The 23,125-nt window shown below is 63.2% G+C and carries 21 protein-coding genes; 5 read left to right on the plus strand and 16 right to left on the minus strand.

All coding sequences use genetic code 11. From position 1 onward, the window contains the following. Positions 1-164 precede the first annotated feature (164 nt). From HNP46_RS31515 to HNP46_RS31565, 11 genes are all read right to left on the minus strand, one after another. The gene (locus HNP46_RS31515; RefSeq protein ID WP_184597002.1) at positions 165-656 is read right to left on the minus strand and encodes a DUF4442 domain-containing protein; all 492 of its coding nucleotides are present in this window, start codon (positions 654-656) and stop codon (positions 165-167) included. Between the two features lie 172 nt (positions 657-828). Then, the gene (locus tag HNP46_RS31520) at positions 829-2,424 is read right to left on the minus strand and encodes an isocitrate lyase (RefSeq protein WP_045214761.1); all 1,596 of its coding nucleotides are present in this window, start codon (positions 2,422-2,424) and stop codon (positions 829-831) included. A 510-nt stretch (positions 2,425-2,934) separates the two neighbouring features. After that, a complete protein-coding gene (locus HNP46_RS31525) occupies positions 2,935-3,750 on the minus strand; it encodes a secretin N-terminal domain-containing protein (protein WP_184597004.1) in 816 nt (271 codons plus the stop codon). Next, positions 3,747-4,373, minus strand: coding sequence for a histone acetyltransferase HPA2 (locus tag HNP46_RS31530; protein ID WP_184597005.1), 627 nt, complete (start codon positions 4,371-4,373; stop codon positions 3,747-3,749). The genes HNP46_RS31525 and HNP46_RS31530 overlap by 4 nt, the downstream gene beginning before the upstream one ends. A gap of 22 nt (positions 4,374-4,395) precedes the next feature. Continuing rightward, a complete protein-coding gene (locus HNP46_RS31535) occupies positions 4,396-4,824 on the minus strand; it encodes a GNAT family N-acetyltransferase (RefSeq protein ID WP_184597007.1) in 429 nt (142 codons plus the stop codon). Then, positions 4,817-5,992 carry a cupin domain-containing protein gene (locus tag HNP46_RS31540; RefSeq protein WP_184597009.1) on the minus strand — a complete coding sequence of 392 codons (1,176 nt, stop codon included), beginning with the start codon at positions 5,990-5,992 and terminating at the stop codon, positions 4,817-4,819. The genes HNP46_RS31535 and HNP46_RS31540 overlap by 8 nt, the downstream gene beginning before the upstream one ends. A 60-nt stretch (positions 5,993-6,052) precedes the next feature. Next, a complete protein-coding gene (purB, locus tag HNP46_RS31545) occupies positions 6,053-7,423 on the minus strand; it encodes an adenylosuccinate lyase (protein WP_184597011.1) in 1,371 nt (456 codons plus the stop codon). A gap of 95 nt (positions 7,424-7,518) precedes the next feature. Beyond that, positions 7,519-8,139: a high frequency lysogenization protein HflD gene (gene hflD / locus HNP46_RS31550; protein ID WP_184597013.1), complete on the minus strand. Its 621-nt coding sequence runs from the start codon at positions 8,137-8,139 to the stop codon at positions 7,519-7,521. Next, positions 8,136-9,266 carry a tRNA 2-thiouridine(34) synthase MnmA gene (gene mnmA / locus HNP46_RS31555; protein ID WP_184597015.1) on the minus strand — a complete coding sequence of 377 codons (1,131 nt, stop codon included), beginning with the start codon at positions 9,264-9,266 and terminating at the stop codon, positions 8,136-8,138. The genes hflD and mnmA overlap by 4 nt, the downstream gene beginning before the upstream one ends. A gap of 73 nt (positions 9,267-9,339) precedes the next feature. Then, positions 9,340-9,783 carry an NUDIX hydrolase gene (locus tag HNP46_RS31560; protein WP_184597017.1) on the minus strand — a complete coding sequence of 148 codons (444 nt, stop codon included), beginning with the start codon at positions 9,781-9,783 and terminating at the stop codon, positions 9,340-9,342. A 109-nt stretch (positions 9,784-9,892) separates the two neighbouring features. Beyond that, the gene (locus tag HNP46_RS31565; protein WP_184597019.1) at positions 9,893-12,115 is read right to left on the minus strand and encodes an NADP-dependent isocitrate dehydrogenase; all 2,223 of its coding nucleotides are present in this window, start codon (positions 12,113-12,115) and stop codon (positions 9,893-9,895) included. A gap of 356 nt (positions 12,116-12,471) precedes the next feature. Here HNP46_RS31565 and icd point away from each other — a divergent pair, with 356 nt between their 5' ends. Then, positions 12,472-13,725 carry an NADP-dependent isocitrate dehydrogenase gene (gene icd, locus HNP46_RS31570; RefSeq protein WP_184597021.1) on the plus strand — a complete coding sequence of 418 codons (1,254 nt, stop codon included), beginning with the start codon at positions 12,472-12,474 and terminating at the stop codon, positions 13,723-13,725. Positions 13,726-13,795: 70 nt separating this feature from the next. Here icd and cspD read toward each other — a convergent pair whose 3' ends face one another. Then, positions 13,796-14,071, minus strand: coding sequence for a cold shock domain-containing protein CspD (cspD, locus tag HNP46_RS31575; RefSeq protein ID WP_184597022.1), 276 nt, complete (start codon positions 14,069-14,071; stop codon positions 13,796-13,798). Positions 14,072-14,300: 229 nt separating this feature from the next. On the opposite strand from cspD, the gene clpS reads away from it, so the two are divergent. Both clpS and clpA read left to right on the plus strand, forming a co-directional pair. Continuing rightward, a complete protein-coding gene (clpS, locus tag HNP46_RS31580) occupies positions 14,301-14,663 on the plus strand; it encodes an ATP-dependent Clp protease adapter ClpS (RefSeq protein WP_184597024.1) in 363 nt (120 codons plus the stop codon). Positions 14,664-14,691: 28 nt separating this feature from the next. After that, on the plus strand, positions 14,692-16,965 hold the full coding sequence (clpA, locus tag HNP46_RS31585) for an ATP-dependent Clp protease ATP-binding subunit ClpA (protein ID WP_184597027.1): 2,274 nt from the start codon (positions 14,692-14,694) through the stop codon (positions 16,963-16,965). 91 nt (positions 16,966-17,056) lie between these two features. On the opposite strand, the gene infA is transcribed toward clpA, so the two are convergent. The 4 genes from infA to trxB all read right to left on the minus strand — a co-directional run bounded on the left by infA (position 17,057) and on the right by trxB (position 19,813). Then, positions 17,057-17,275 carry a translation initiation factor IF-1 gene (infA, locus tag HNP46_RS31590; protein WP_002553999.1) on the minus strand — a complete coding sequence of 73 codons (219 nt, stop codon included), beginning with the start codon at positions 17,273-17,275 and terminating at the stop codon, positions 17,057-17,059. A gap of 104 nt (positions 17,276-17,379) precedes the next feature. Further along, positions 17,380-18,087 (minus strand): arginyltransferase, encoded by a 708-nt coding sequence (locus HNP46_RS31595; protein ID WP_184597029.1) that lies wholly within the window; start codon positions 18,085-18,087, stop codon positions 17,380-17,382. Between the two features lie 31 nt (positions 18,088-18,118). Further along, on the minus strand, positions 18,119-18,823 hold the full coding sequence (gene aat / locus HNP46_RS31600; RefSeq protein WP_184597031.1) for a leucyl/phenylalanyl-tRNA--protein transferase: 705 nt from the start codon (positions 18,821-18,823) through the stop codon (positions 18,119-18,121). 39 nt (positions 18,824-18,862) lie between these two features. Next, positions 18,863-19,813, minus strand: a complete 951-nt coding sequence (trxB, locus tag HNP46_RS31605) for a thioredoxin-disulfide reductase (RefSeq protein WP_184597033.1) — start codon at positions 19,811-19,813, stop codon at positions 18,863-18,865. 221 nt (positions 19,814-20,034) lie between these two features. On the opposite strand from trxB, the gene ftsK reads away from it, so the two are divergent. Both ftsK and lolA read left to right on the plus strand, forming a co-directional pair. Then, the gene (ftsK, locus tag HNP46_RS31610) at positions 20,035-22,446 is read left to right on the plus strand and encodes a DNA translocase FtsK (protein ID WP_184597041.1); all 2,412 of its coding nucleotides are present in this window, start codon (positions 20,035-20,037) and stop codon (positions 22,444-22,446) included. Positions 22,447-22,465: 19 nt separating this feature from the next. Further along, a complete protein-coding gene (gene lolA, locus HNP46_RS31615; RefSeq protein ID WP_184597043.1) occupies positions 22,466-23,089 on the plus strand; it encodes an outer membrane lipoprotein chaperone LolA in 624 nt (207 codons plus the stop codon). Positions 23,090-23,125: the final 36 nt, after the last annotated feature.

Here is a 23,125-nt window from a genome sequence, read left to right on the forward strand (position 1 = left end):
ATCACTTCCATTGGGCATACGCTTAAAACCAGTCACAAGACTATCTCCTAGTTTAAGCGTGAGGCCCTGCCCTCAGATACAGGGGGCCAAACCAATTTCCTGCAAAAGGGCAGCGCTGGATTATCCCGCTGCAGTCTGGTTGGTCACCCCTCGGTTGGCGTGGTTCATTTTCTCTTCCCGACCCACGCCCAGCGCATCTCGCAACGTACCGGTTCGGCGCCGGAATCATCCAGCAGGGTCACCTGGACCAGGGTTTCACCGCGGTCCTCCTCCAGCATGGCGCGGCGCTGTTGCGGCGTCAGCGTGGCGATGGCGCGCAGGCCGCCGCCGGCCCGGCGCAGGTAGTCCACCTTGAGGCTCCTGATCAGCGGCAGCTTGTGGTCGGGCAGGTTCATGCCGACCAGGCAGCCGCTGGCGGACTCCGCGAGCAGCGCCATGGCTGCCGCGTGCACGCCACCGATGTGATTGCGGGCGCGCCGGTGATTGGCCAGGCTCATCCGTACCTCGTCGCTGGCGAGGCTCTGGATGCGCACGCCGGCCGTGCCGGCGAAACGCACCTGGGAGCAGAACAGGCGGGTCAGCAGCGGTTCGCGCAAGCGGTGCGGCAGGCGTTGGATCAGGTGGGCGGCGAAGGCGAGGCGGTTGCGCTTGGGCATGGGCGTTTCCATTCATATAAAGGAAGCGCGAGGCTGGCATGTGGAGACGAGCCTGCCCTTGGCGGGCGGGGAGAGGAGGTCTGGCGGTTCGGCCAAGCGCAAAAAGCAAAACCCCGGCCGAGGCCGGGGTTTCGTTGAGCCTGCCAGCCCCGAGGGGCCGGTGAGCCAGTTCTTAGTGGAACTGGTTCATGGTGTTGTCTTTACCCGAGGCTTTCAGAGCGGCTTCGCCAGCGAAGTACTCCTTGTGGTTGTCGCCGATGTCCGAACCAGCCATGTTCTGGTGCTTGACGCAGGCGATGCCCTGACGCAGTTCCTGACGCTGAACGCCTTTCACGTAGGCCAGCATGCCCTGGTCGGCGAAGTAGCCTTTGGCCAGGTTGTCGGTGGACAGCGCGGCGGTGTGGTAGGTCGGCAGGGTGATCAGGTGGTGGAAGATGCCGGCGTGGGCCGAACCGTCACGTTGGAAGGTGCGGATCTTCTCGTCGGCAACCTGGGCCAGTTCGGTCTCGTCGTACTCGACGCTCATCAGCTTGGCGCGGTCGTAGGCGGAAACGTCCTTGCCTTCGGCGACGAATGCATCGAACACCTGCTGACGGAAGTTCAGGGTCCAGTTGAACGACGGGCTGTTGTTGTAGACCAGCTTGGCGTTCGGGATGACCTGACGGATGCGGTCAACCATGCCCTTGATCTGGCCAACGTGCGGCTTCTCGGTTTCGATCCACAGCAGGTCGGCGCCGTTCTGCAGCGAGGTGATGCAGTCCAGGACGCAACGGTCTTCACCGGTGCCCTTGCGGAACTGGAACAGGTTGGAGGCCAGGCGCTTGGGACGCAGCAGCTTGCCGCCGCGGTTGATCACCACGTCGCCGTTCTGCAGTTCGGCAGCGGAAACTTCTTCGCAGTCCAGGAAGGAGTTGTACTGGTCGCCCAGGTCGCCCGGCTCTTTGGTCACGGCGATCTGCTTGGTCAGGCCGGCGCCCAGGGAGTCGGTACGGGCAACGATCACGCCGTCGTCGACACCCAGCTCGAGGAACGCGTAGCGAACGGCGTTGATCTTGGCGAGGAAGTCTTCGTGCGGAACGGTCACTTTGCCGTCCTGGTGGCCGCACTGCTTCTCATCGGAAACCTGGTTTTCGATCTGGATGCAGCAGGCACCGGCTTCGATCATTTTCTTGGCCAGCAGGTAGGTGGCTTCCGGGTTACCGAAGCCGGCGTCGATGTCGGCGATGATCGGTACCACGTGGGTTTCGTAGCCGTCGATCTGGGCCTGGATTTCATCCTGCTTGACTTTGTCGCCGGCGGCGCGAGCGCTGTCCAGGGCGGTGAAGAGCAGGTCCAGTTCGCGGGCGTCAGCCTGGCGCAGGAATGTGTAGAGCTCTTCGATCAGGCCGGAAACGGCAGTCTTCTCGTGCATGGACTGGTCGGGCAGCGGGCCGAAGTCGGAACGCAGCGCGGCAACCATCCAGCCGGACAGGTAGAGGTAGCGCTTGTTGGTGGTCTTCAGGTGCTTCTTGATCGAGATCAGCTTCTGCTGACCGATGAAGCCGTGCCAGCAGCCCAGCGACTGGGTGTAGACGGAAGTGTCGGCGTCATACTCGGCCATGTCCTTGCGCATGATGGCCGCAGTGTACTTGGCGATGTCCAGACCAGTCTTGAAGCGGTTCTGAGCGCGCATGCGGGCAACCGACTCGGGGTTGATAGCGCTCCAGCTGTTGCCGGTTTTTTCTTTCAGGGCGGCAACGGCTTTGATGTCGTTTTGATAAGCGGACATGGTCAATCCTTCAAAGTATGTGTTTGGTTGAGCACCGACTTACCCACTCAAAACCTGTATCGAAACGGAATTGGCTGCGGGTTGCTCGCCGCGGGATGGCGAAGGGGCGACCGAAAAGAAGGAATGACACTGGAGGAGTGGGGTAGAGCGGCGTACAGACGGGTGACTGCAGCGATGACATCCAGATCGCTTGCCGGCTCGTGGCAGCCGTTGGGCGATGGTGGACGGCTGAATCCGTCACTTCGTGCTGTTACTCAGGCTTGCTTCCCCGTCCCTCAGGACAACCTCTTGCCAGTCGCAACCTCGTCGATCCGCCTTGTGGGCTTAACAACACGGACCTGCATGGCGGGTGGGCCACTGGCTCGGTCCGAAGGGCTTTGAGGCCCTCTGGTTAGCGGGAGCGAAGCCATCATGCACTTTCAAACGAGCGTTCGTCAAACGTTTTGTAGTGTTTTTTTTGGACTACTACACGAAGGTCTAACGTGGACCGGCAAGTCACCTACCGAAGACCTAGTCGAGCACTTCGACCTTCACCCGCAGGCTGCTGTCGCTGCGTCCCTGGGTGCTGTACTGGCGGGCGAAGCCGCTCTGGGTGCTCTGGTTGCTCTCGCTGGTGCCGCCCACTTCGATCCACTGGCCGAGCGGGCCGCTGACACTGGTTTGCGCCGAGCTGGTATTCATCGCGCCCTGGTAGCTTTCGTTGAAACGGTCGTTGCGGGTACTGAGGGTGATGTGTACGAGGTTGCCGGTGAGGCTGGCGGTCACGTACATGCCCTGGTTGGCGTCGCGGTACTGGGTCTGGCTGTAGACCTGGCCGTAGGGGCCGATGCCGGCGTCGGTCACCGGGCGGCTCTGGCCGACCTGGATGAAAGCGGGCGAGCCTTCGGTGGCGCGCACCTGCTGGGTGCCGCCGCCGCGGCTGTTGGTGGAGCGGTTGATGATGCGCACCTGGTCGCGGCCATTGACTTCGCCGCGGCCGGACTGGATTTCCACGTTGCCGGCGCTGACTGAACCATCCACCGAATAGCCGCTCTGGCCGCCCTGGCTGCCGCTGACGGTATCGACACTGATCAGCAACTGGTGGGGGCGGGTGTCGAGCTGGTTGAGCACCTGCTGCAGCTCGCGGATCTTCGCCTGCTCGGCGTTCACCACCAGTTGGTTGCCATAGGCGCTGACGCGCCCTTCGTTGCCCAGCACCTGCTGGGCGATCGGCAGCACTTCCTCGGCGGTGCGGTAGTTCAGCGGGATGACTTCGGTGCGCGGCTGCGCCACGGCGGCGAGGCTGAGGCTGCAGGCGACGAACAGGGCGAGTGGCTGGCGAGTCAAATCAGGAAGCTCCGCAGGTTCGGGTCGAGGACGCTGGTGTTCCAGGTCTGTTCGAATTGCGCGATCAGCTGACGGACCCGCCCGGCGTTGTTGTAGTGCGCGTAACCGGCGTATTCAGCGGGCTCGGGGCGCAGCAGCAGGCCGCAGTCATCGGCGAGGAGGAAGGCATGTTCCTCGCTCGGATAATCCGGGTTGATTCTGCGGATCTGGCAGTAGCTGGACAGTCGGCGGCTGAGATTCAGCAGGCGATGGCCTTCCTTCACGGCGCGGGTGCTGTCGCGCACCAGGATCATCAGGCGATTGCGCGGATTGCCCAGCAGCAGTTGGGTGCAGGCTTCCTGGATGCTGCTGTGGTGATACAGCCAGGGTTCCAGGTCGGGGGTGTAGAGGTAGAGCGTGCGGCGTGCCTGCTGTATCAGCGCCAGGGCGTGGGCGCGAGCGTCGTCAGGCTTGTTGAACCGCTGCAGCTCATCACCCTGGCCCAGCACGAAGGGTGCGGGCTCCAGGATGGCGGGCGGCAGCGCTTCGCTGGGCGGGTTGTGGACGGCAAAACGCCCCGGTGACTGGAACTCTATGTCCGGCAGTTCTACCGGGAGGTCGTCTTGTTCCGGGGCGTTGTCCATGTCGCTCCTTGTCAGTCGCTGCTCAGGCGCTCTCGCGCACCATGTCCACGTGGGGGAGGCCGGCGTCGAGGAATTCGCTGCTGGCTACCTGGAAGCCTGGCCGTTCGTAGAAGGGAATGGCGTAGACCTGGGCGGTCAGCAGCTGGCGTTGCAGGCCCTGGCTTTCCGCTTGCTCGATGGCGGCGCGCATCAGCAGGTCGCCGACCTTCAGGCCGCGCCAGTCCTTGAGGACCGAGACCCGGCCGATGTGCCCGTCCGGCAGGAGGCGGGCGGTGCCGATCGCATAGTCGCCTTCGAAGGCCAGGAAATGCACGGCTTCGACATCCTCGGCGTCCCATTCGAGTTCCGGTGGGACCGATTGCTCGGCGATGAAGACCGCCTCGCGAATGCGCCGCAGATCGGCATTATCCTTCTGCCAATCGGCGACGCGAACCCTGATCTCGCTACTCATCGGCAAACTCCAGACTGCCCTGTTTGATCAGTTCTCCGATGAGCTTACGCCCATCGTCGTCGGCCAGCCATTGGCCGAGATTCCCTTCGTGCAGCGACTCCGCCGAGCACACCAGCTTGAGCAGGTCGCGCAGTTTTTCCGGCAGGACCACGGTCTGGCCGCTGGCGAACAGCAGCAGGCCGACGTCCACTTCGCTCCAGGCCATGCGGGCACTGGGGTTGCGGATCAGTACTTCACCGTCTTCGATGGCGGCGGTCAGGTCGTCCTCCTCGATCTCTTCGCCGGCGACCAGTTCCGGGTAGCGCGGCTCGGTCATGAACTGGCCGAACCAGGTGAGCAGCAGGCGCTCGTCGCTCATGTGCTCCTGCAGCAGGTTCTTCAGGCGATCAAGGGCGTCGCGCTGGATCTGGTGCTGGTCGGAGTCGCCTTTCATCGCCGCCATGCCGGCGTCGCTGTAGCGCTCTTCGTCGGAGAGGAACTGGGCGAGGAAGTCGGTGAAGTGGGTCAGTACTTCGGCGGCGCTGGGGGCGCGGAAGCCGACCGAGTAGGTCATGCAGTCATCTTCGGCGATGCCGTAGTGGGCGATGCGCGGCGGCAGGTAGAGCATGTCGCCGGGCGCCAGCACCCAGTCGGCGCTCTCTTCGAATTCGGCGAGGATGCGCAGGTCGGCATGGGGCAGCATCGGGCTGCTGGCATCGCAGGTCTGGCCGACTTTCCAGCGGCGGTGCCCGTGGCCCTGCAGGAGGAACACGTCGTAGTTGTCGAAGTGCGGGCCAACGCCGCCGCCGGGTGCGGCATAGCTGATCATCACGTCGTCGATGCGCCAGCTGGGCAGGAACTTGAAGTGTTCCAGCAGTTCGGCGACTTCCGGAATGAACTGGTCGACAGCCTGCACCAGCAGGGTCCAGTCACGCTCGGGCATCTGGCTGAAAGTGTCTTCCTGGAACGGACCGCGGCGCAGTTCCCACGGGCTGTCGCCGTGTTCGAGGACGATGCGTGACTCGATCATCTCTTCCAGGGCGAGGCCGGCCAGCTCGTCAGGGTCCAGCGGGCTCTTGAAGTCGGGGATCGCCTGGCGCACCAGCAGGGGCTTTTTCTGCCAGTAGTCGCGGAGGAATTCTTCGGCGCTGATGCCGCCCAAAAGCTGAAGAGGAATAGCAGGATTCATGTGTAAGTCCTTGAAACAAAAACGCCCGGCACAGCCGGGCGTGCAAAGTCAGGGCGAATCTCAGATGCGCTTGGCCTGGGCGGCAGCGTTACCGATGTAGTTCGCGGGGGTCAGTTTCTTCAGCTCGGCCTTAGCTTCGGCGGGCATGTCGAGGCCTTCGATGAACACCTGCAGGGCTTCGGCGCTGATGCCTTTGCCGCGGGTCAGCTCCTTGAGCTTCTCGTAGGGGTTCTCGATGCCGTAGCGGCGCATGACGGTCTGTACCGGCTCGGCCAGGACTTCCCAGCAGGCGTCCAGGTCATCGGCGATGCGCGCGGCGTTCAGCTCCAGCTTGCCAATGCCCTTGAGGCTGGCTTCGTAGGCGATGACGCTGTGGGCGAAGCCGACGCCGAGGTTGCGCAGCACGGTGGAGTCGGTCAGGTCGCGCTGCCAGCGGGAGATCGGCAGTTTGCTGGCCAGGTGCTGCAGCAGGGCGTTGGCGATACCCAGGTTGCCTTCGGAGTTCTCGAAGTCGATCGGGTTGACCTTGTGCGGCATGGTCGAGGAGCCGATTTCGCCGGCGACGGTCTTCTGCTTGAAGTAGCCCAGGGAGATGTAGCCCCAGACGTCGCGGTCGAAGTCGATGAGGATGGTGTTGAAGCGCGCCACGGCGTCGAACAGCTCGGCGATGTAGTCGTGCGGCTCGATCTGGGTGGTGTAGGGGTTCCAGTTCAGGCCCAGGTCACCTTCGATGAACTCGCGGGCGTTGGCTTCCCAGTCCACTTGCGGGTAGGCCGACAGGTGGGCGTTGTAGTTGCCCACGGCGCCGTTGATCTTGCCCAGCAGCTCGACCGCAGCAACCTGCTTGATCTGGCGCTCCAGGCGGTAGACGACGTTGGCCAGTTCCTTGCCCAGGGTGGTCGGGGAGGCTGGCTGGCCGTGGGTGCGCGAGAGCATCGGCACGTCGGCGAACTTCACCGCGAGCTCGCGGATGGCGTCGGCGATCTGGCGCATCAGCGGCAGCAGCACGGTGTCACGGCCTTCGCGCAGCATCAGGGCGTGGGACAGGTTGTTGATGTCCTCCGAGGTGCAGGCGAAGTGGATGAACTCGCTGACCTTGGCCAGTTCTGGCAGCTTGGCGGCCTGTTCCTTGAGCAGGTATTCCACGGCCTTGACGTCGTGGTTGGTGGTGCGCTCGATATCCTTGATGCGCTGCGCGTGCTCCAGCTGGAAGTCATCGGCCAGCTGGTCGAGCAGGGCGTTGGCTTCGGCGGAGAAGGGCGCCACTTCAGGGACGCCGGCGTGGGCGGCGAGACGCTGGAGCCAGCGGACCTCCACCAGGACGCGGAAACGGATCAGACCGTATTCGCTGAAAATCGGACGCAGGGCGCTGGTCTTGCTGCCGTAACGGCCGTCAACGGGGGAAACCGCGGTAAGGGAGGAAAGCTGCATGGGGCGTTCTCGTGGCTGTCGGTCAACGAAAAGGGCGCACATCATACATGAATGGCGCGAACCGGTCGCCTTTGCGGCGACCGGATGGGCAGGTTTCAGCCTCGCAGCAGGGGGCGCAGTTCGTTGAGCATTTTCTTCCGGCTGAACAGCATCTGCCAGCGGTTGCCGCCGAGCTGTCGCCACAGGCGTGCGGAGCGGATGCCGGTCAGCAGCAGGGCGCGGATGCGCGCGGCGTTGGCGTTGATCTGCAGGTGGCGCATGTCGCCGTGCACCTGGATGCGCTGGCGGAAGGTGCTCAGGGTGTCCTGATAGAGGCCGGCGCAGGAGGCGATGACGTTCTCGTGGACCAGGCCGAAGTGCTGCACCTGCTGCTGGATCTGGTCCAGGCGGCTGCCCATGATGTCGAGCATGTCGTCGCGCTTGTTCAGCTGGCGTTCCAGGCCGATCAGCGACAGGGCGTAGCGCAGCGGCTCGCGCTGCAGGCTGTTGGGGTCGCGCTCCAGGGCGCTGACCAGGGCGCGGAAGCCCTCGCGCAGGTTGGCGGTGTCGCCGCCATAGACGTCGAGGGTGGTCTTCGGGTCGCGCACCAGCAGGCTGCCGAGCATGCAGCCCAGCGGGGCCTCGGGTACCTGCCCGGTGCGGGCCAGGCGGTCTACCAGGGCGGCGGCTTCGAAGACGCCGGAAAGGGCGATGATCTGGTCGTGCAGATCGCTCATGCGGTTTCCTTAGCGAACGCGGGTTCTGCGGATTCGATGACGCCACCGCCGAGGCAGATTTCACCGTCGTAGAAGACGACGGACTGGCCGGGCGTCACGGCGCGCTGCGGCTCGTCGAATACCGCGCGGTAGCCGTTGGCGGTGCGCTCGAGCACGCAATCCTGATCGGCCTGGCGGTAGCGTACCTTGGCGCGCAGGGCCTTGGGCTGGTCCAGGTCGATGGGGTTGACCCAGTAGATGTGCGAGGCGTGCAGGGCGCGGGAGAAAAGCCACGGGTGGTCGTTGCCCTGGCCGACGACCAGGACATTGCGCACCAGGTCCTTCTCCAGCACGTACCAGGGGCTGTCGTCGGCGTTCTTCAGGCCGCCGATGCCCAGGCCCTGGCGCTGGCCGATGGTGTGGTACATCAGTCCGACATGCTGGCCGATGACCTGGCCGTCGGTGGTCTCGATGTTGCCCGGCTGCGCCGGCAGGTACTGCTTGAGGAAGTCGCTGAAGCGGCGCTCGCCGATGAAGCAGATGCCGGTGGAGTCCTTCTTCTTCGCGGTGGCCAGGCCGTACTTCTCGGCGATGGCGCGGACCTCGGGCTTTTCCAGTTCGCCCACCGGGAACAGGGTCTTGCCGATCTGTTCGCCGCCTACGGCGTGGAGGAAGTAGCTCTGGTCCTTGTTCGGGTCCAGGCCCTTGAGCAGTTCGCTGCGGCCGTCGATATCGCGGCGGCGCACGTAGTGGCCGGTGGCAATGAGGTCGGCGCCCAGGGCGACGGCGTAGTCGAGGAAGGCTTTGAACTTGATTTCGCGGTTGCAGAGGATGTCCGGGTTCGGCGTGCGGCCGGCCTGGTATTCCTCGAGGAAGTGCTCGAAGACGTTATCCCAGTATTCCGCGGCGAAGTTGGCGGTGTGCAGCTTTATGCCGATGCGGTCGCAGACGGCCTGGGCGTCGGCCAGGTCAGTCATGGCGGTGCAGTACTCGGTGCCGTCGTCCTCTTCCCAGTTCTTCATGAACAGGCCTTCCACCTGGTACCCCTGTTCCTTGAGGAGCAGGGCGGAGACGGAGGAGTCCACGCCGCCGGACATGCCGACGATGACGCGGGTGTTCTGGGGGCTTTTCAGTGAAGAATCAGGCATGGCGGCGCATCACGGGTGCAGATTAAAGGCGGGGATTCTACCAGAGCCGGACGGCAGAGGCGCTGCTTGCGCGTCAGGCCTTGATCAGGCTGAGGGGATAGCGTTCACCCCGCAGGTAATCGTCGATGCAGTCCAGCACCAGGTGGCTGCGCCAGCGTTCGGGCTGTGCGGCCAGCTCTTCGCGGGTCATCCAGCGGGCGCCGAGGATGCCGTCGTCCAGCACGCGCTCTGCGTGATGGTGCAGCGGGCGAGAAGCGAAACAGACGCGCTGGTAGGTCACGCCATTGCTCGGTGCGGTGTACAGGTAGATGCCGGTGACGGCAGTCAGCTCCACGTCCCAGCCGGTCTCTTCCAGGGTTTCGCGCACGGCGGCTTCGAGCAGGCTTTCGTTGGCTTCCAGGTGGCCGGCAGGCTGGTTGAAGACCGGCTTTTTGTCAGCGGACGTTTCTTCCACCAGCAGGAAGCGACCCTGGTCTTCGACGATGGTGGCGACGGTGACGTGTGCTAGCCAGCGCATGGATTTGGACTCCCCTTCGGAAGAATAAAAGTCGCGAGTTTAACGTTGCGGGGCGCAGAAAGCAGAACCCCCGGGAAGGCCCGGGGGTTCTGTTGTCACACGAAGCGGCTTACGCCAGTGCGTCGATCGCGGCGTTGAAGGTCGCGCTCGGGCGCATGACCTTGCTGGTCAGCTCCGCATCGGAACGGTAGTAGCCACCGATTTCCGCCGGCTTGCCCTGTACGCCGTTGAGTTCGGCGACGATGGCCGCTTCCTTCTCGGTCAGGGTCTTGGCCAGGCCGGCGAAGTGAGCCTTCAGCTCGGCATCGTCGTTCTGCTCGGCCAGGGCCTGGGCCCAGTACGTGGCCAGGTAGAAGTGGCTGCCGCGGTTGTCGATCTCACCGATCTTGCGCGACGGCGACTTGTTGTTGTCCAGCAGCTTGCCGGTGGCGATGTCCAGGCACTTGCCCAGTACCTTGGCCTTGGCGTTGTCGGTCTTGATGCCTTCTTCTTCGAAGGAGACGGCCAGGGCCAGGAACTCGCCCAGGGAATCCCAGCGCAGGTAGTTCTCTTCCACCAGTTGCTGTACGTGTTTCGGAGCCGAGCCGCCGGCGCCGGTTTCGTACATGCCGCCGCCCGCCATCAGCGGAACGATGGACAGCATCTTGGCCGAGGTGCCCAGTTCCATGATCGGGAACAGGTCGGTCAGGTAGTCGCGCAGCACGTTGCCGGTCACCGAGATGGTGTCCAGGCCGCGCAGCTGACGCTCCATGCTGGTACGGATGGCTTCGTTGTAGCCCTTGACGCTGATGTCCAGGCCAGTCAGGTCGTGGTCTTTCAGGTACAGCTCGACCTTCTTGCGCAGCTCGTTGTCGTGGGCGCGCTCCGGATCCAGCCAGAAGATGGCCGGGGTGTTGGACTGGCGGGCGCGGGTAACGGCCAGCTTGACCCAGTCGCGGATCGGCGCGTCCTTGGTCTGGCAGGCGCGCCAGATGTCGCCGGCCTGTACTTCGTGCTGCATCAGGACCTTGCCGTCGGCGTCGACGACGCGCATCACGCCGTCAGCTTCCAGTTCGAAGGTCTTGTCGTGGGAGCCGTATTCCTCGGCCTTCTGCGCCATCAGGCCGACGTTCGGTACGCTGCCCATGGTGGTCGGGTCGAACGCGCCGTTGGTTTTGCAGAAGTTGATCATTTCCTGGTAGATGCGGGCGTAGGTGCTTTCCGGCATTACCGCTTTGGTGTCTTTCTGCTTGCCGTCCTTGCCCCACATCTGACCCGAGTTGCGGATCATGGCCGGCATGGAGGCGTCGACGATCACGTCGCTGGGGATGTGCAGGTTGGTGATGCCCTTGACCGAGTCGACCATCGCCATTTCCGGACGGTGGCTGTACACCTCGTGGATGTCATGCAGGATTTCTTCCTGCTGCGAGGCCGGCAGCGACTTGATCTTGTCGTAGACGCTGGAGATGCCGTTGTTCGGGTTCACGCCCAGCTCTTCGAACAGCTGGCCGTACTTCTCGAACACGTCCTTGTAGTAGACGGTGACGGCGTGGCCGAAGACGATCGGGTGGGAGATCTTCATCATGGTGGCCTTGACGTGCAGGGACCACATGACGCCGGTTTCCTTGCAGTCCTGCAGGGTCTTCTCGAAGAAGGCGCGCAGTTTGCTGCAGCTCATGAACATGCTGTCGAGGACTTCGCCGTCCTGCATCTTCAGGGTCTTCTTGGTCTCGACCTTGCCGTCCTTGCCGACGAACTCGATGCGGACTTCACCGGCCTTGCCGATGGTGACCGACTGCTCGCTGGAGAAGAAGTCGCCGCCACGCATGTAGTCGGCGTGGGAGCGCGAAGCCATGCTCCACTTGCCCATGCTGTGCGGGTGCTTGCGGGCGTAGGCCTTGACGGCGGCGGGGGCGCGGCGGTCGGAGTTGCCTTCACGCAGGACCGGGTTCACGGCGCTGCCCAGGACCTTGGCGTAGCGGGCGCGGGTGTCTTTCTCTTCGTCGGTCTGCGGATCTTCCGGGAAGTCCGGAACGGCGTAGCCCAGCTTCTGCAGCTCGGCGATGGCGCCCTTGAGCTGCGGTACCGAGGCGGAAATGTTCGGCAGCTTGATGATGTTGGCTTTGGCGTCGGTGGCCAGCACGGCCAGGTAGGCCAGATCGTCTTCGATCGCCTGGTCGCCGAGCTTGTCAGCGAAGGAGGCCAGGATACGGCCCGAAAGAGAGATGTCGCGGGTCTCGACGTCGATGCCGGCGGAGGCGGCAAAGGCTTTTACGATAGGAAGAAGCGAATAGGTCGCAAGGGCGGGTGCTTCGTCGGTGAAGGTGTAGGTGATCTTCGAGCGGATGGACATCTCGTTCTAACTCTCTTCTTTGCTGGGCGCGCACAGAGTCTCGAATCGCGTTGGTACACGCTTGCGCTCAACGAAGTGGTTGACCGACCTTCGAGAATTGCCGCGGGGATATTGGGGCGCCAGTAGAGCGTTGTACGGCGGAATCCTGGTGGGGATGTGCGCCGCTGCGAGGAGAGAGTCTGGTCCCAGACTGCTCGGACCTCGATGACCATTAAGTCATGCCGGCCAGTATACCACCCTAAAGGCAGGGTGATGCGTGCACCTTTTTTAGACTAAGGAATGATGTAGTTCGATTACCGACTTGTGAGCTACCCTCAGTGGCTGCAAGCGGTTTCAACCAAAAAGCGGAGTTCAGCATGGGATACCAAAAGATCCAGGTGCCGGCCGGTGACAAAATCACCGTCAACGCCGATATGTCCTTGAATGTACCGAAGAATCCGATCATTCCCTTCATCGAGGGGGATGGCATTGGCGTGGATATCAGCCCGGTCATGATCAAGGTCGTCGACGCTGCCGTCGAGAAAGCCTACAAGGGCGACCGCAAGATCGCATGGATGGAAGTCTACGCCGGCGAGAAGGCCACCCAGGTCTACGACCAGGACACCTGGCTGCCCCAGGAAACCCTGGATGCCGTTCGCGATTACGTCGTTTCGATCAAGGGCCCGCTGACCACTCCGGTGGGTGGTGGCATCCGCTCGCTGAACGTGGCTCTGCGTCAGCAGCTCGACCTCTACGTCTGCCTGCGCCCGGTGCGCTGGTTCGAGGGCGTTCCCAGTCCGGTGAAGAAGCCCGGTGACGTGGACATGGTGATTTTCCGCGAGAACTCCGAAGACATCTATGCCGGCGTCGAGTGGAAGGCCGGCTCGCCCGAAGCGCAGAAGGTCATCAAGTTCCTCACCGAGGAGATGGGCGTCAAGAAGATCCGCTTCACCAACGACTGCGGTATCGGTATCAAGCCGGTTTCCCAGGAGGGCACCAAGCGCCTGGTGCGCAAGGCCCTGCAATACGCCGTGGACAATGACCGCAGTTCGGTCACCATCGTCCACAAGGGCAACATCATGAAATTTACCGAGGGTGCGTTCAAGGACTGGGGCTACGAAGTGGCCCGCGACGAGTTCGGCGCCCAGCTGCTGGACGGCGGCCCGTGGATGCAGTTCAAGAACCCTGCCACCGGCAAGAACATCGTGGTCAAGGACGTGATCGCCGACGCCATGCTGCAGCAGATCCTGCTGCGCCCGGCCGAGTACGACGTGATTGCCACCCTCAACCTGAACGGCGACTACCTGTCCGACGCCCTGGCGGCGGAGGTGGGCGGCATCGGCATCGCGCCGGGGGCCAACCTGTCCGATTCGGTGGCGATGTTCGAGGCGACCCACGGCACCGCGCCCAAGTACGCCGGCCTGGACAAGGTCAACCCGGGGTCGGTGATCCTTTCCGCCGAGATGATGTTGCGCCACATGGGCTGGCCGGAAGCGGCCGACCTGATCATCGACGGGGTGAACGGCGCTATCGCCGCCAAGACCGTGACCTACGACTTCGAGCGCCTGATGGATGGCGCCAAGCTGCTGTCGTGCTCCGAGTTCGGCGACGCGATCATCGCCAAGATGTAACCGGGTGCTTCGCCCATGAAAAAGGCCGGCATACTGCCGGCCTTTTCCGTTGGGTCTGATCCGCCGGGAATCAGGCTTCCGCCGTGAGGTTCTGAACCTCGCTGCTTGCAGCAGTCTGAGCGGGTTGGGTGGATGCATTGGCGTTGACGGCCTGGATGTTTACTGCGTGCAACCCCTTCGGACCTTGCAGGATCTCGAAGCTGACGGGCTGGCCGGCCTTGAGTGTCTTGTAGCCATCCATCTGGATTGCCGAGTAGTGAGCAAACAGGTCCTCATCTCGGCCGTCAGCCAGGATGAAACCGTAGCCCTTGGCGTTGTTGAACCACTTGACCTTACCGCTGAGCATGCTGATATCCCTCTGCAAAGGACTCCATTGCTGGAGTATCATCCACTACTATTCCGTTACAGTCTTTTTATAGAGACCGGCGTCCGGAACTCCTGATACCCTCCGGGGGGTATCCTTTGGTTGTAACACCCTTTTGCCGTTAGTCAAGGCGGCGTCGTCCGGGCCTGAGATACGTTTCAAACTCCGCTCGGTCCGCTCATTCACCCTCTCGCAAAGCTTTTATTCCAGCATGCATGCAAGTAGCCAGATTCGACTAACATTCAATCAGGACCGCCCGGATCCACTGGAAGACGAAGGAGCGGGACTCGCGGTCGAGGAATCCAAGCCGGCGCTGAAACCACCGTCGATGTATCGGGTCATCATGTTCAACGATGACTACACCCCGATGGACTTCGTGGTCGAGGTGCTGGAGTTGTACTTCAACATGAACCGCGAGCAGGCCACCAAGGTCATGTTGACAGTGCATACCCAGGGCAAGGCGAATTGCGGGAGCTTTACCCGTGATGTTGCGGAAACCAAAGCCATGCAGGTCAATCAATATGCGAGGGAGAGCCAACATCCACTGTTGTGCGAAATTGAGATAGAAGGTTGATGCGGATGTTTGGGAGCGAGGTGAAGCCATGTTGAATCGAGAGCTCGAAGTCACCCTCAATCTCGCCTTCAAGGAGGCGCGGGCGAAGCGGCATGAGTTCATGACCGTTGAGCACTTGCTGTTGGCGCTTCTGGATAATGAAGCGGCCGCCACAGTCCTGCGGGCGTGCGGTGCGAATCTGGACAAGCTGCGGCGCGACCTGCAGGAGTTCATCGATTCCACCACGCCGCTGATCCCCCAGCATGACGAGGACCGCGAGACGCAGCCGACCCTGGGCTTCCAGCGCGTCCTGCAGCGCGCTGTGTTCCATGTGCAGAGTTCCGGCAAGCGCGAAGTCACCGGCGCCAACGTGCTGGTCGCGATCTTCAGCGAACAGGAAAGCCAGGCGGTGTTCCTGCTCAAGCAGCAGAGCGTGGCGCGGATCGACGTGGTCAACTACATCGCCCACGGCATCTCCAAGGTGCCGGGCCATGCCGAGCACCAGGACAGCGAGCAGGAGATGCAGGACGAGGAGGGCGGCGAGTCCTCTACCTCCAGCCATCCGCTGGACGCCTACGCCAGCAACCTGAACGACCTGGCACGCCAGGGTCGCATCGATCCGTTGGTCGGCCGCGAGTCCGAGGTCGAGCGCGTTGCGCAGATCCTCGCCCGTCGCCGCAAGAACAACCCGCTGCTGGTCGGCGAGGCCGGCGTGGGCAAGACCGCCATCGCCGAAGGCCTGGCCAAGCGCATCGTCGACGGCCAGGTGCCGGACCTGCTGTCCGACAGCGTCGTCTACTCCCTGGACCTGGGCGCGCTGCTGGCGGGCACCAAATACCGCGGCGACTTCGAGAAGCGCTTCAAGGCGCTGCTCAACGAGCTGCGCAAGCGCCCGCATGCGGTGCTGTTCATCGACGAAATCCACACCATCATCGGCGCTGGTGCGGCGTCGGGTGGGGTAATGGATGCGTCCAACCTGCTCAAGCCGCTGCTGTCGTCTGGTGAAATCCGTTGCATCGGCTCGACCACCTTCCAGGAGTTCCGCGGCATCTTCGAGAAGGACCGTGCACTGGCCCGGCGCTTCCAGAAGGTCGACGTCACCGAACCGTCCGTCGAGGACACCTTCGGCATCCTCAAGGGCCTGAAGCCGCGCTTCGAGCAGCACCACCACATCGAGTACAGCGATGAAGCGCTGCGCGCCGCCGCCGAGCTGGCCGCCCGCTACATCAATGACCGGCACATGCCGGACAAGGCCATCGACGTGATCGACGAGGCCGGTGCCTACCAGCGCCTGCAGCCGGAAGAGAAGCGCGTGAAGCGCATCGAGGTGCCGCAGGTCGAGGACATCGTCGCGAAGATTGCGCGGATTCCGCCCAAGCACGTCTCCAGCTCCGACAAGGAACTGCTGCGCAACCTTGAGCGCGACCTGAAGCTGACCGTGTTCGGCCAGGCGGCGGCCATCGAGTCGCTGTCCACCGCCATCAAGCTGTCACGCGCCGGCCTCAAATCACCGGACAAGCCGGTCGGCTCCTTCCTGTTCTCCGGTCCGACCGGGGTGGGCAAGACCGAAGTGGCTCGCCAGTTGGCCAAGGCGCTGGGTGTCGAGCTGGTGCGTTTCGACATGTCCGAGTACATGGAGCGGCACACCGTCTCCCGTCTGATCGGCGCGCCTCCGGGCTACGTCGGTTTCGACCAGGGCGGGCTGCTCACCGAGGCGATCACCAAGACGCCTCACTGCGTGCTGCTGCTGGATGAGATCGAGAAAGCGCACCCGGAAGTCTTCAACCTGCTGCTGCAGGTGATGGACCACGGTACCCTGACCGACAACAACGGGCGCAAGGCGGACTTCCGCAACGTCATCCTGATCATGACCACCAACGCCGGGGCGGAAACCGCCGCGCGGGCCTCCATCGGCTTCTCGCAGCAGGATCACACCTCCGATGCCATGGAAGTGATCAAGAAGAGCTTCACGCCGGAGTTCCGCAACCGCCTGGATACCATCATCCAGTTCGGCCGCCTCAGTCACGAGACCATCAAGAGCATCGTTGACAAGTTCCTCACCGAGTTGCAGGCGCAGCTGGAGGACAAGCACGTGCAGATCGAAGTCAGCGACACCGCACGCGGCTGGCTGGCGGACAAGGGCTACGATCCGCAGATGGGTGCGCGTCCGATGGCGCGGCTGATCCAGGACAAGATCAAGCGGCCGCTGGCCGAGGAAATCCTGTTCGGCGAGTTGGCCGAGCACGGTGGCGTGGCCCATGTGGACCTGAAGGACGGCGAGCTGGCCTTCGAGTTCGAAGTGATCGCGGCGGAACCGGCCTGATGGCTGGCTGATAACATCACGCGCAAACGAAAACGCCCGGCAATGCCGGGCGTTTTTCTGTGTGCCGGACTTTGCCGGCACCTACCGTCTGTCAGCGAGCGCGGTAGGTGATGCGACCCTTGGACAGGTCATAGGGCGTCAGTTCAACGCGAACTTTGTCGCCGGTCAGGATGCGGATGTAGTTCTTGCGCATCTTCCCGGAGATGTGCGCGGTAACGACGTGCCCGTTCTCCAACTCCACGCGGAACATGGTGTTGGGCAGGGTGTCGACGACAGTGCCTTCCATTTCGAAGCTGTCTTCTTTCGACATGCAGTAGAACCCTCGGTATCTATGGTTGCCTGAAGTTTCAGGGCATTAAAAAAGGCACACATTGTGCCTGAAATCGCCCCACAACGCCAATGGGTGTTTTGCGCTCAGTTCAGAGCCACCCAGCGCTGGTTCACGAACAGCTCGATCGGGCGATATTGGGTCTTGTAGTTCATCTTCCGGCAATTCTTGATCCAGTAGCCCAGGTAGACGGCGTGCAGGTTCAGGCGCTCGGTCTCGCCGACCTGCCAGAGAATGGCGAAACGCCCCAGGCTGCGGCGTTCCTCGTCCGGATCATAGAAGGTGTAGACGGCAGACAGGCCGTTGGGCAGCACGTCGGTGACTGCCACGGCCAGCAGGCGGCCCTGCAGGCGGAATTCGAAGAAGCAGCTGAACGGCAGGTCGCGTACCAGGAAGGTGGCGAACTGGTCGCGGCTGGGCGGGTACATATCCCCATCGGCATGGCGCTGCTCGATGTAGCGCATGTACAGCGCGTAGTACTCCTCGGTGAAAGCCGGGCGCTTGCGGATGACTTCCAGGTCGGCGTTGCGCTTGATGATGCGCTTCTGCTGGCGGCTGGGCTGGAAGTCGGCGGCGGGAATGCGCGCCGGGATGCAAGCCGTGCAATGTTGGCAGTGCGGCCGGTAGAGATGTTCGCCGCTGCGCCGGAAGCCGACCTCGGACAGCGAGGCATACAACTGTGCATCCATGGGCTGGCTGGGGTCGAGGAACAGGGTCGTGGCCTGCTCCTCGGGCAGATAGCTGCATGGATGCGGTTGTGTGGCGTAAAACTTCAGGCGGGCGAGCTCGGTCATCTTCAACCCCTGCGAGGTCCCTCAGGCAAGTTTAAGACAGGCTGGGCAGGTCCGCTCGCGAAGTCCAGTCCTGCGAGGGTGTTTCGTCGAGATGACGGCGCAGGTAGCTGGCGAATTCGCCGCGGGAAATGGCGCGGGCGCCGAAACTGTGCAGGTGCTGGGTCGGCATCTGGCAGTCGATCAGCACGAAGCCGGCGGCTTTCAGGCGCTGCACCAGGCCAACGAAGGCGACCTTGGAGGCGTTGTCGGCGCGGCTGAACATGGATTCGCCGAAGAACAGGCGGCCGATGGCCAACCCGTAAAGCCCGCCTACCAGCTCATCGCCGTGCCAGGCTTCCGCGGAATGAGCGATGCCCAGGCGGTGCAGTTGGCAATAGGCGTCCTGCATCGGCGTGGTGATCCAAGTGCCATCGGCGTAGTCGCGCGGGCCGGCGCAGCCCTGGATGACCTGGGTGAAGGCCTGGTCGATGGTGACCCGGTACTGCTGCTGGCGAATGAACTTGGCGAGGCTGCGGGAAACATGCAGCTCATCGGGGAACAGCACGGTACGCGGGTCGGGCGACCACCAGAGGATCGGCTGGCCATCCTGGTACCAGGGGAAGCAGCCGTGGCGATAGGCCTGGATCAGCCGCTGCGGATTGAGGTCGCCACCGGCCGCCAGCAGGCCGTTGGGCTCATGCAGAGCCTTGTCCAGAGGAGGGAAGTCGAAATTGCTGCGCGAAAGCCACTTGAGCATAAGAGGGAGGAGGGGAGGGTGAGCCTCCCCTTGCGCCGATCAGTTGTCGTCGAGGAACTTTTCAGCGTCCAGCGCGGCCATGCAACCGGCGCCGGCGGAGGTGATGGCCTGGCGGTAGACGTGGTCGGCCACGTCGCCGGCAGCGAACACGCCGTCGATGCTGGTCAGGGTCGCGTTGCCTTCGGCGCCGCCCTTGATCTTCAGGTAGCCGTCGTGCATCTCCAGCTGGCCCTTGAACAGGTCGGTATTGGGCTTGTGGCCGATGGCGATGAACACGCCGGCCAGGTCCAGCTGACGGGTTTCGCCGCTGTTGGCGTCCTTCAGGCGCACGCCGATGACGCCCATGTTGTCGCCCAGGACCTCGTCCAGGGTGGTGTTCCAGTGCAGGCGCACGTTGCCGTTCTTCGCCTTCTCGAACAGCTTGTCCTGCAGGATCTTCTCCGAACGCAGCTTGTCGCGGCGGTGGATCAGGTGGACTTCCTTGGCGATGTTCGACAGGTACAGCGCTTCTTCCACGGCGGTATTGCCGCCGCCGACCACGCAGACCACCTGGTTGCGGTAGAAGAAGCCGTCACAGGTGGCGCAGGCGGAAACGCCCTTGCCCATGAAGGCTTCTTCCGAGGACATGCCCAGGTACTGGGCCGAGGCGCCGGTGGCGATGATCAGTGCATCGCAGGTGTAGGTGCCGCTGTCGCCCTTGAGGGTGAAGGGTTTGCTCTGCAACTCGGCGGTGTGGATGTGGTCGTAGACGATCTCGGTATCGAAACGCTTGGCGTGCTGCTCCATGCGCTGCATCAGGGCCGGACCGGTCAGGCCCTCGACGTCGCCGGGCCAGTTGTCGACCTCGGTGGTGGTGGTGAGTTGGCCGCCGGGCTGGATGCCGGTGATGACAACAGGCTTGAGGTTGGCGCGCGCGGCGTACACGGCCGCGGTGTAACCCGCGGGACCGGAGCCCAGGATGATCAGGCGCGAATGCTTGACTTCACTCATAAAAAGACTCCATAAGCCTTTGTCACGTAAGAGAATGCATGCTCCAATTGAGCAGCCGCAAAGCGGTGTTGGGCTATGCTACACCGAACCCCGGAAAGCCGGCAAAAGCGCAGTCGAGCATGCCCGGGTTCGCTGGCATCGGCCGGCCAAAGCCGTACAATAGGCCCGTTTTGCGGCCCAACGACTCTCGGAAGCGCGCATAGCGCAGGAATAGACGCGTTTTGAAGGACACCACAGCAAGCCATGCCGCCGCCTGGCGCCAGCAATTGCATTACCGTCTGAAGGAAGGGGCTCTGATCGCGCTCGGCGCGCTCTGCCTCTACCTGTGGATGGCGCTGCTCACCTACGATCCTTCCGATCCGGGCTGGAGCCATTCCAGTCACGTTGAACAGGTGCAGAATGCGGCCGGCCGCCTGGGCGCGCTGAGCGCGGACATCCTGTTCATGGTGCTGGGCTATTTCGCCTACCTGTTCCCGCTGCTGCTGGCGGTGAAGACCTACCAGGTATTCCGCAAGCGCCACATGCCCTGGGAGTGGAGCGGCTGGCTGTTCTCCTGGCGCCTGATCGGCCTGGTGTTCCTGGTCCTGTCCGGTTCTGCGCTGGCCTATATCCATTTCCACACCACCGGCAGCCACATGCCGGCGACCGCTGGCGGCGCTCTGGGCGAGAGCCTGGGCCAGCTGGGCATCAATGCGCTCAACGTACAGGGCAGCACGCTGCTGTTCCTGGCGCTGTTCCTGTTCGGCATGACGGTGTTCGCCGACCTGTCCTGGTTCAAGGTGATGGACGTCACCGGCAAGATCACCCTCGACCTCTTCGAGCTGATCCACAACGCCACCAACCGCTGGTGGAGCGCCCGCAGCGAGCACAAGCAACTGGTCGCGCAATTGCGTGAAGTGGATGAACGCGTGGCCGAAGTCGCCGCGCCCATCGTCGCCGACCGTCGCGAGCAAGCCAAGGTCAAGGAGCGCCTGATCGAGCGCGAGGAAGCGCTGGTCAAAAGCGTGCAGGAACGCGAGAAGCGCGTGGCGCCGAAGATCGACGTCCCGCCACCGCCCAGCAAGCCGGCCGAGCCGAGCAAGCGCGTGCTGAAAGAGAAGCAGGCGCCGCTATTCGTCGATACCGCCGTGGAGGGCACGCTGCCGCCGCTGTCGATCCTCGACCCGGCTTCCGAGAAGAAGCAGAGTTACTCGCCCGAATCCCTGGAGGCCATGTCGCGCCTGCTGGAGATCAAGCTCAAGGAATTCGGCGTCGAAGTCATCGTCGAGTCCGTGCATCCGGGCCCGGTGATCACCCGATTCGAAATCCAGCCGGCCGCCGGCGTGAAGGTCAGCCGCATCTCCAACCTGGCCAAGGACCTCGCGCGTTCGCTGGCGGTGATCAGCGTGCGCGTGGTGGAGGTTATTCCCGGCAAGACCACCGTGGGCATCGAGATTCCCAACGAAGACCGGCAGATGGTGCGCTTCTCCGAAGTGCTGATGACCCCGGAATACGACGAGCACAAGTCCACCGTGCCGCTGGCCCTGGGCCACGACATCGGCGGCAACCCGGTGATTACCGACCTGGCAAGGATGCCGCACCTGCTGGTGGCCGGTACTACCGGCTCCGGTAAGTCGGTGGGCGTGAACGCCATGCTGCTGTCGATCCTGTTCAAGTCCACGCCGGAAGAGGCGCGGCTGATCATGATCGACCCGAAGATGCTGGAACTGTCGATCTACGAAGGCATTCCACACCTGCTCTGTCCGGTGGTCACCGACATGAAGGAGGCTGCCAACGCGCTGCGCTGGAGCGTCGCCGAGATGGAACGCCGCTACAAGCTGATGGCGGCCATGGGTGTGCGTAACCTCGCCGGCTTCAACCGCAAGGTGAAGGACGCGGAGGAGGCCGGCACGCCGCTGACCGACCCGTTGTATCGCCGCGAGAGCATGGAAGACGAGGCGCCGCTGCTGCAGACCCTGCCGACCATCGTGGTGGTGGTCGACGAGTTCGCCGACATGATGATGATCGTCGGCAAGAAGGTGGAAGAACTGATCGCCCGTATCGCCCAGAAGGCGCGGGCGGCGGGCATCCACCTGATCCTGGCGACCCAGCGTCCGTCGGTGGACGTGATCACCGGCCTGATCAAGGCGAACATCCCGACCCGGATCGCCTTCCAGGTTTCCAGCAAGATCGACTCGCGCACCATCCTCGACCAGGGTGGCGCCGAGCAGCTGCTGGGCCACGGTGACATGCTCTATCTGCCGCCGGGCACCGGCCTGCCGATCCGCGTCCATGGCGCCTTCGTCTCCGATGACGAAGTGCACCGCGTGGTCGAAGCCTGGAAGCTGCGTGGCGCGCCGAACTACATCGAGGACATTCTCGCCGGCGCCGATGAAGGCGGTGGCGGTTCGTTCGAAGGTGGCGGCGGTGGCGAAGGCAGCGAGGGCAGCGAGGACGATCCGCTCTACGACGAGGCCGTGCGCTTCGTCACCGAAAGCCGCCGGGCTTCCATCTCCGCCGTGCAGCGCAAGCTGAAGATCGGCTACAACCGCGCCGCGCGGATGATCGAAGCGATGGAGATGGCCGGCGTGGTGACTCCGATGAATACCAATGGCTCGCGCGAAGTGATCGCGCCGGCCCCGATCCGTGATTGATTCGATTTCGAGGATTTCAATGCGTCTGATCCGCCTGTTGTTCGTTGCTGCGCTGGCTGTTGCCGGCGTCCAGGCCCATGCCGACGAAGCTGCTGCGCAGCGTTTGAGCGGGATGCTCACCAAGGCCCAGACCATGACTGCGCGCTTCTCCCAGCTGACCCTGGATGGCAGCGGTACGCGCCTGCAGGAAACCGCCGGTACCCTGGGCCTCAAGCGCCCAGGCCTGTTCCGCTGGCACACCGATGCGCCGAACGAGCAGCTGCTGATCTCCAACGGCGAGAAAATCTGGCTGTACGACCCGGACCTGGAGCAGGTGACCATCCAGAAACTCGACCAGCGCCTGACCCAGACCCCGGCACTGCTGCTCTCCGGCGACGTGTCGAAGATCGGCCAGAGCTTCGACATCACCGCCAAAGATGGCGGCAACGTGGTGGACTTCACCCTCAAGCCCAAGTCCAAGGACACCCTGTTCGACAGCCTGCGGATTTCCTTCCGCAGCGGCGTGGTGAACGACATGCAACTGGTCGACAGCGTCGGCCAGCGCACCAATATCCTGTTCTTCGACGTGAAGATGAACGAGGCGATGGACGCCAAGCAGTTCGTCTTCGAGGTGCCCAAGGGCGTCGACGTCATCCAGGAGTGATCGACGCCTGCGTCGAGTAACCCGTTCTGAGTAATA

It is taken from the genome of Pseudomonas nitroreducens (assembly GCF_014204515.1).
In the GTDB taxonomy this organism is placed as follows: Bacteria; Pseudomonadota; Gammaproteobacteria; order Pseudomonadales; family Pseudomonadaceae; genus Pseudomonas; species Pseudomonas nitritireducens_A.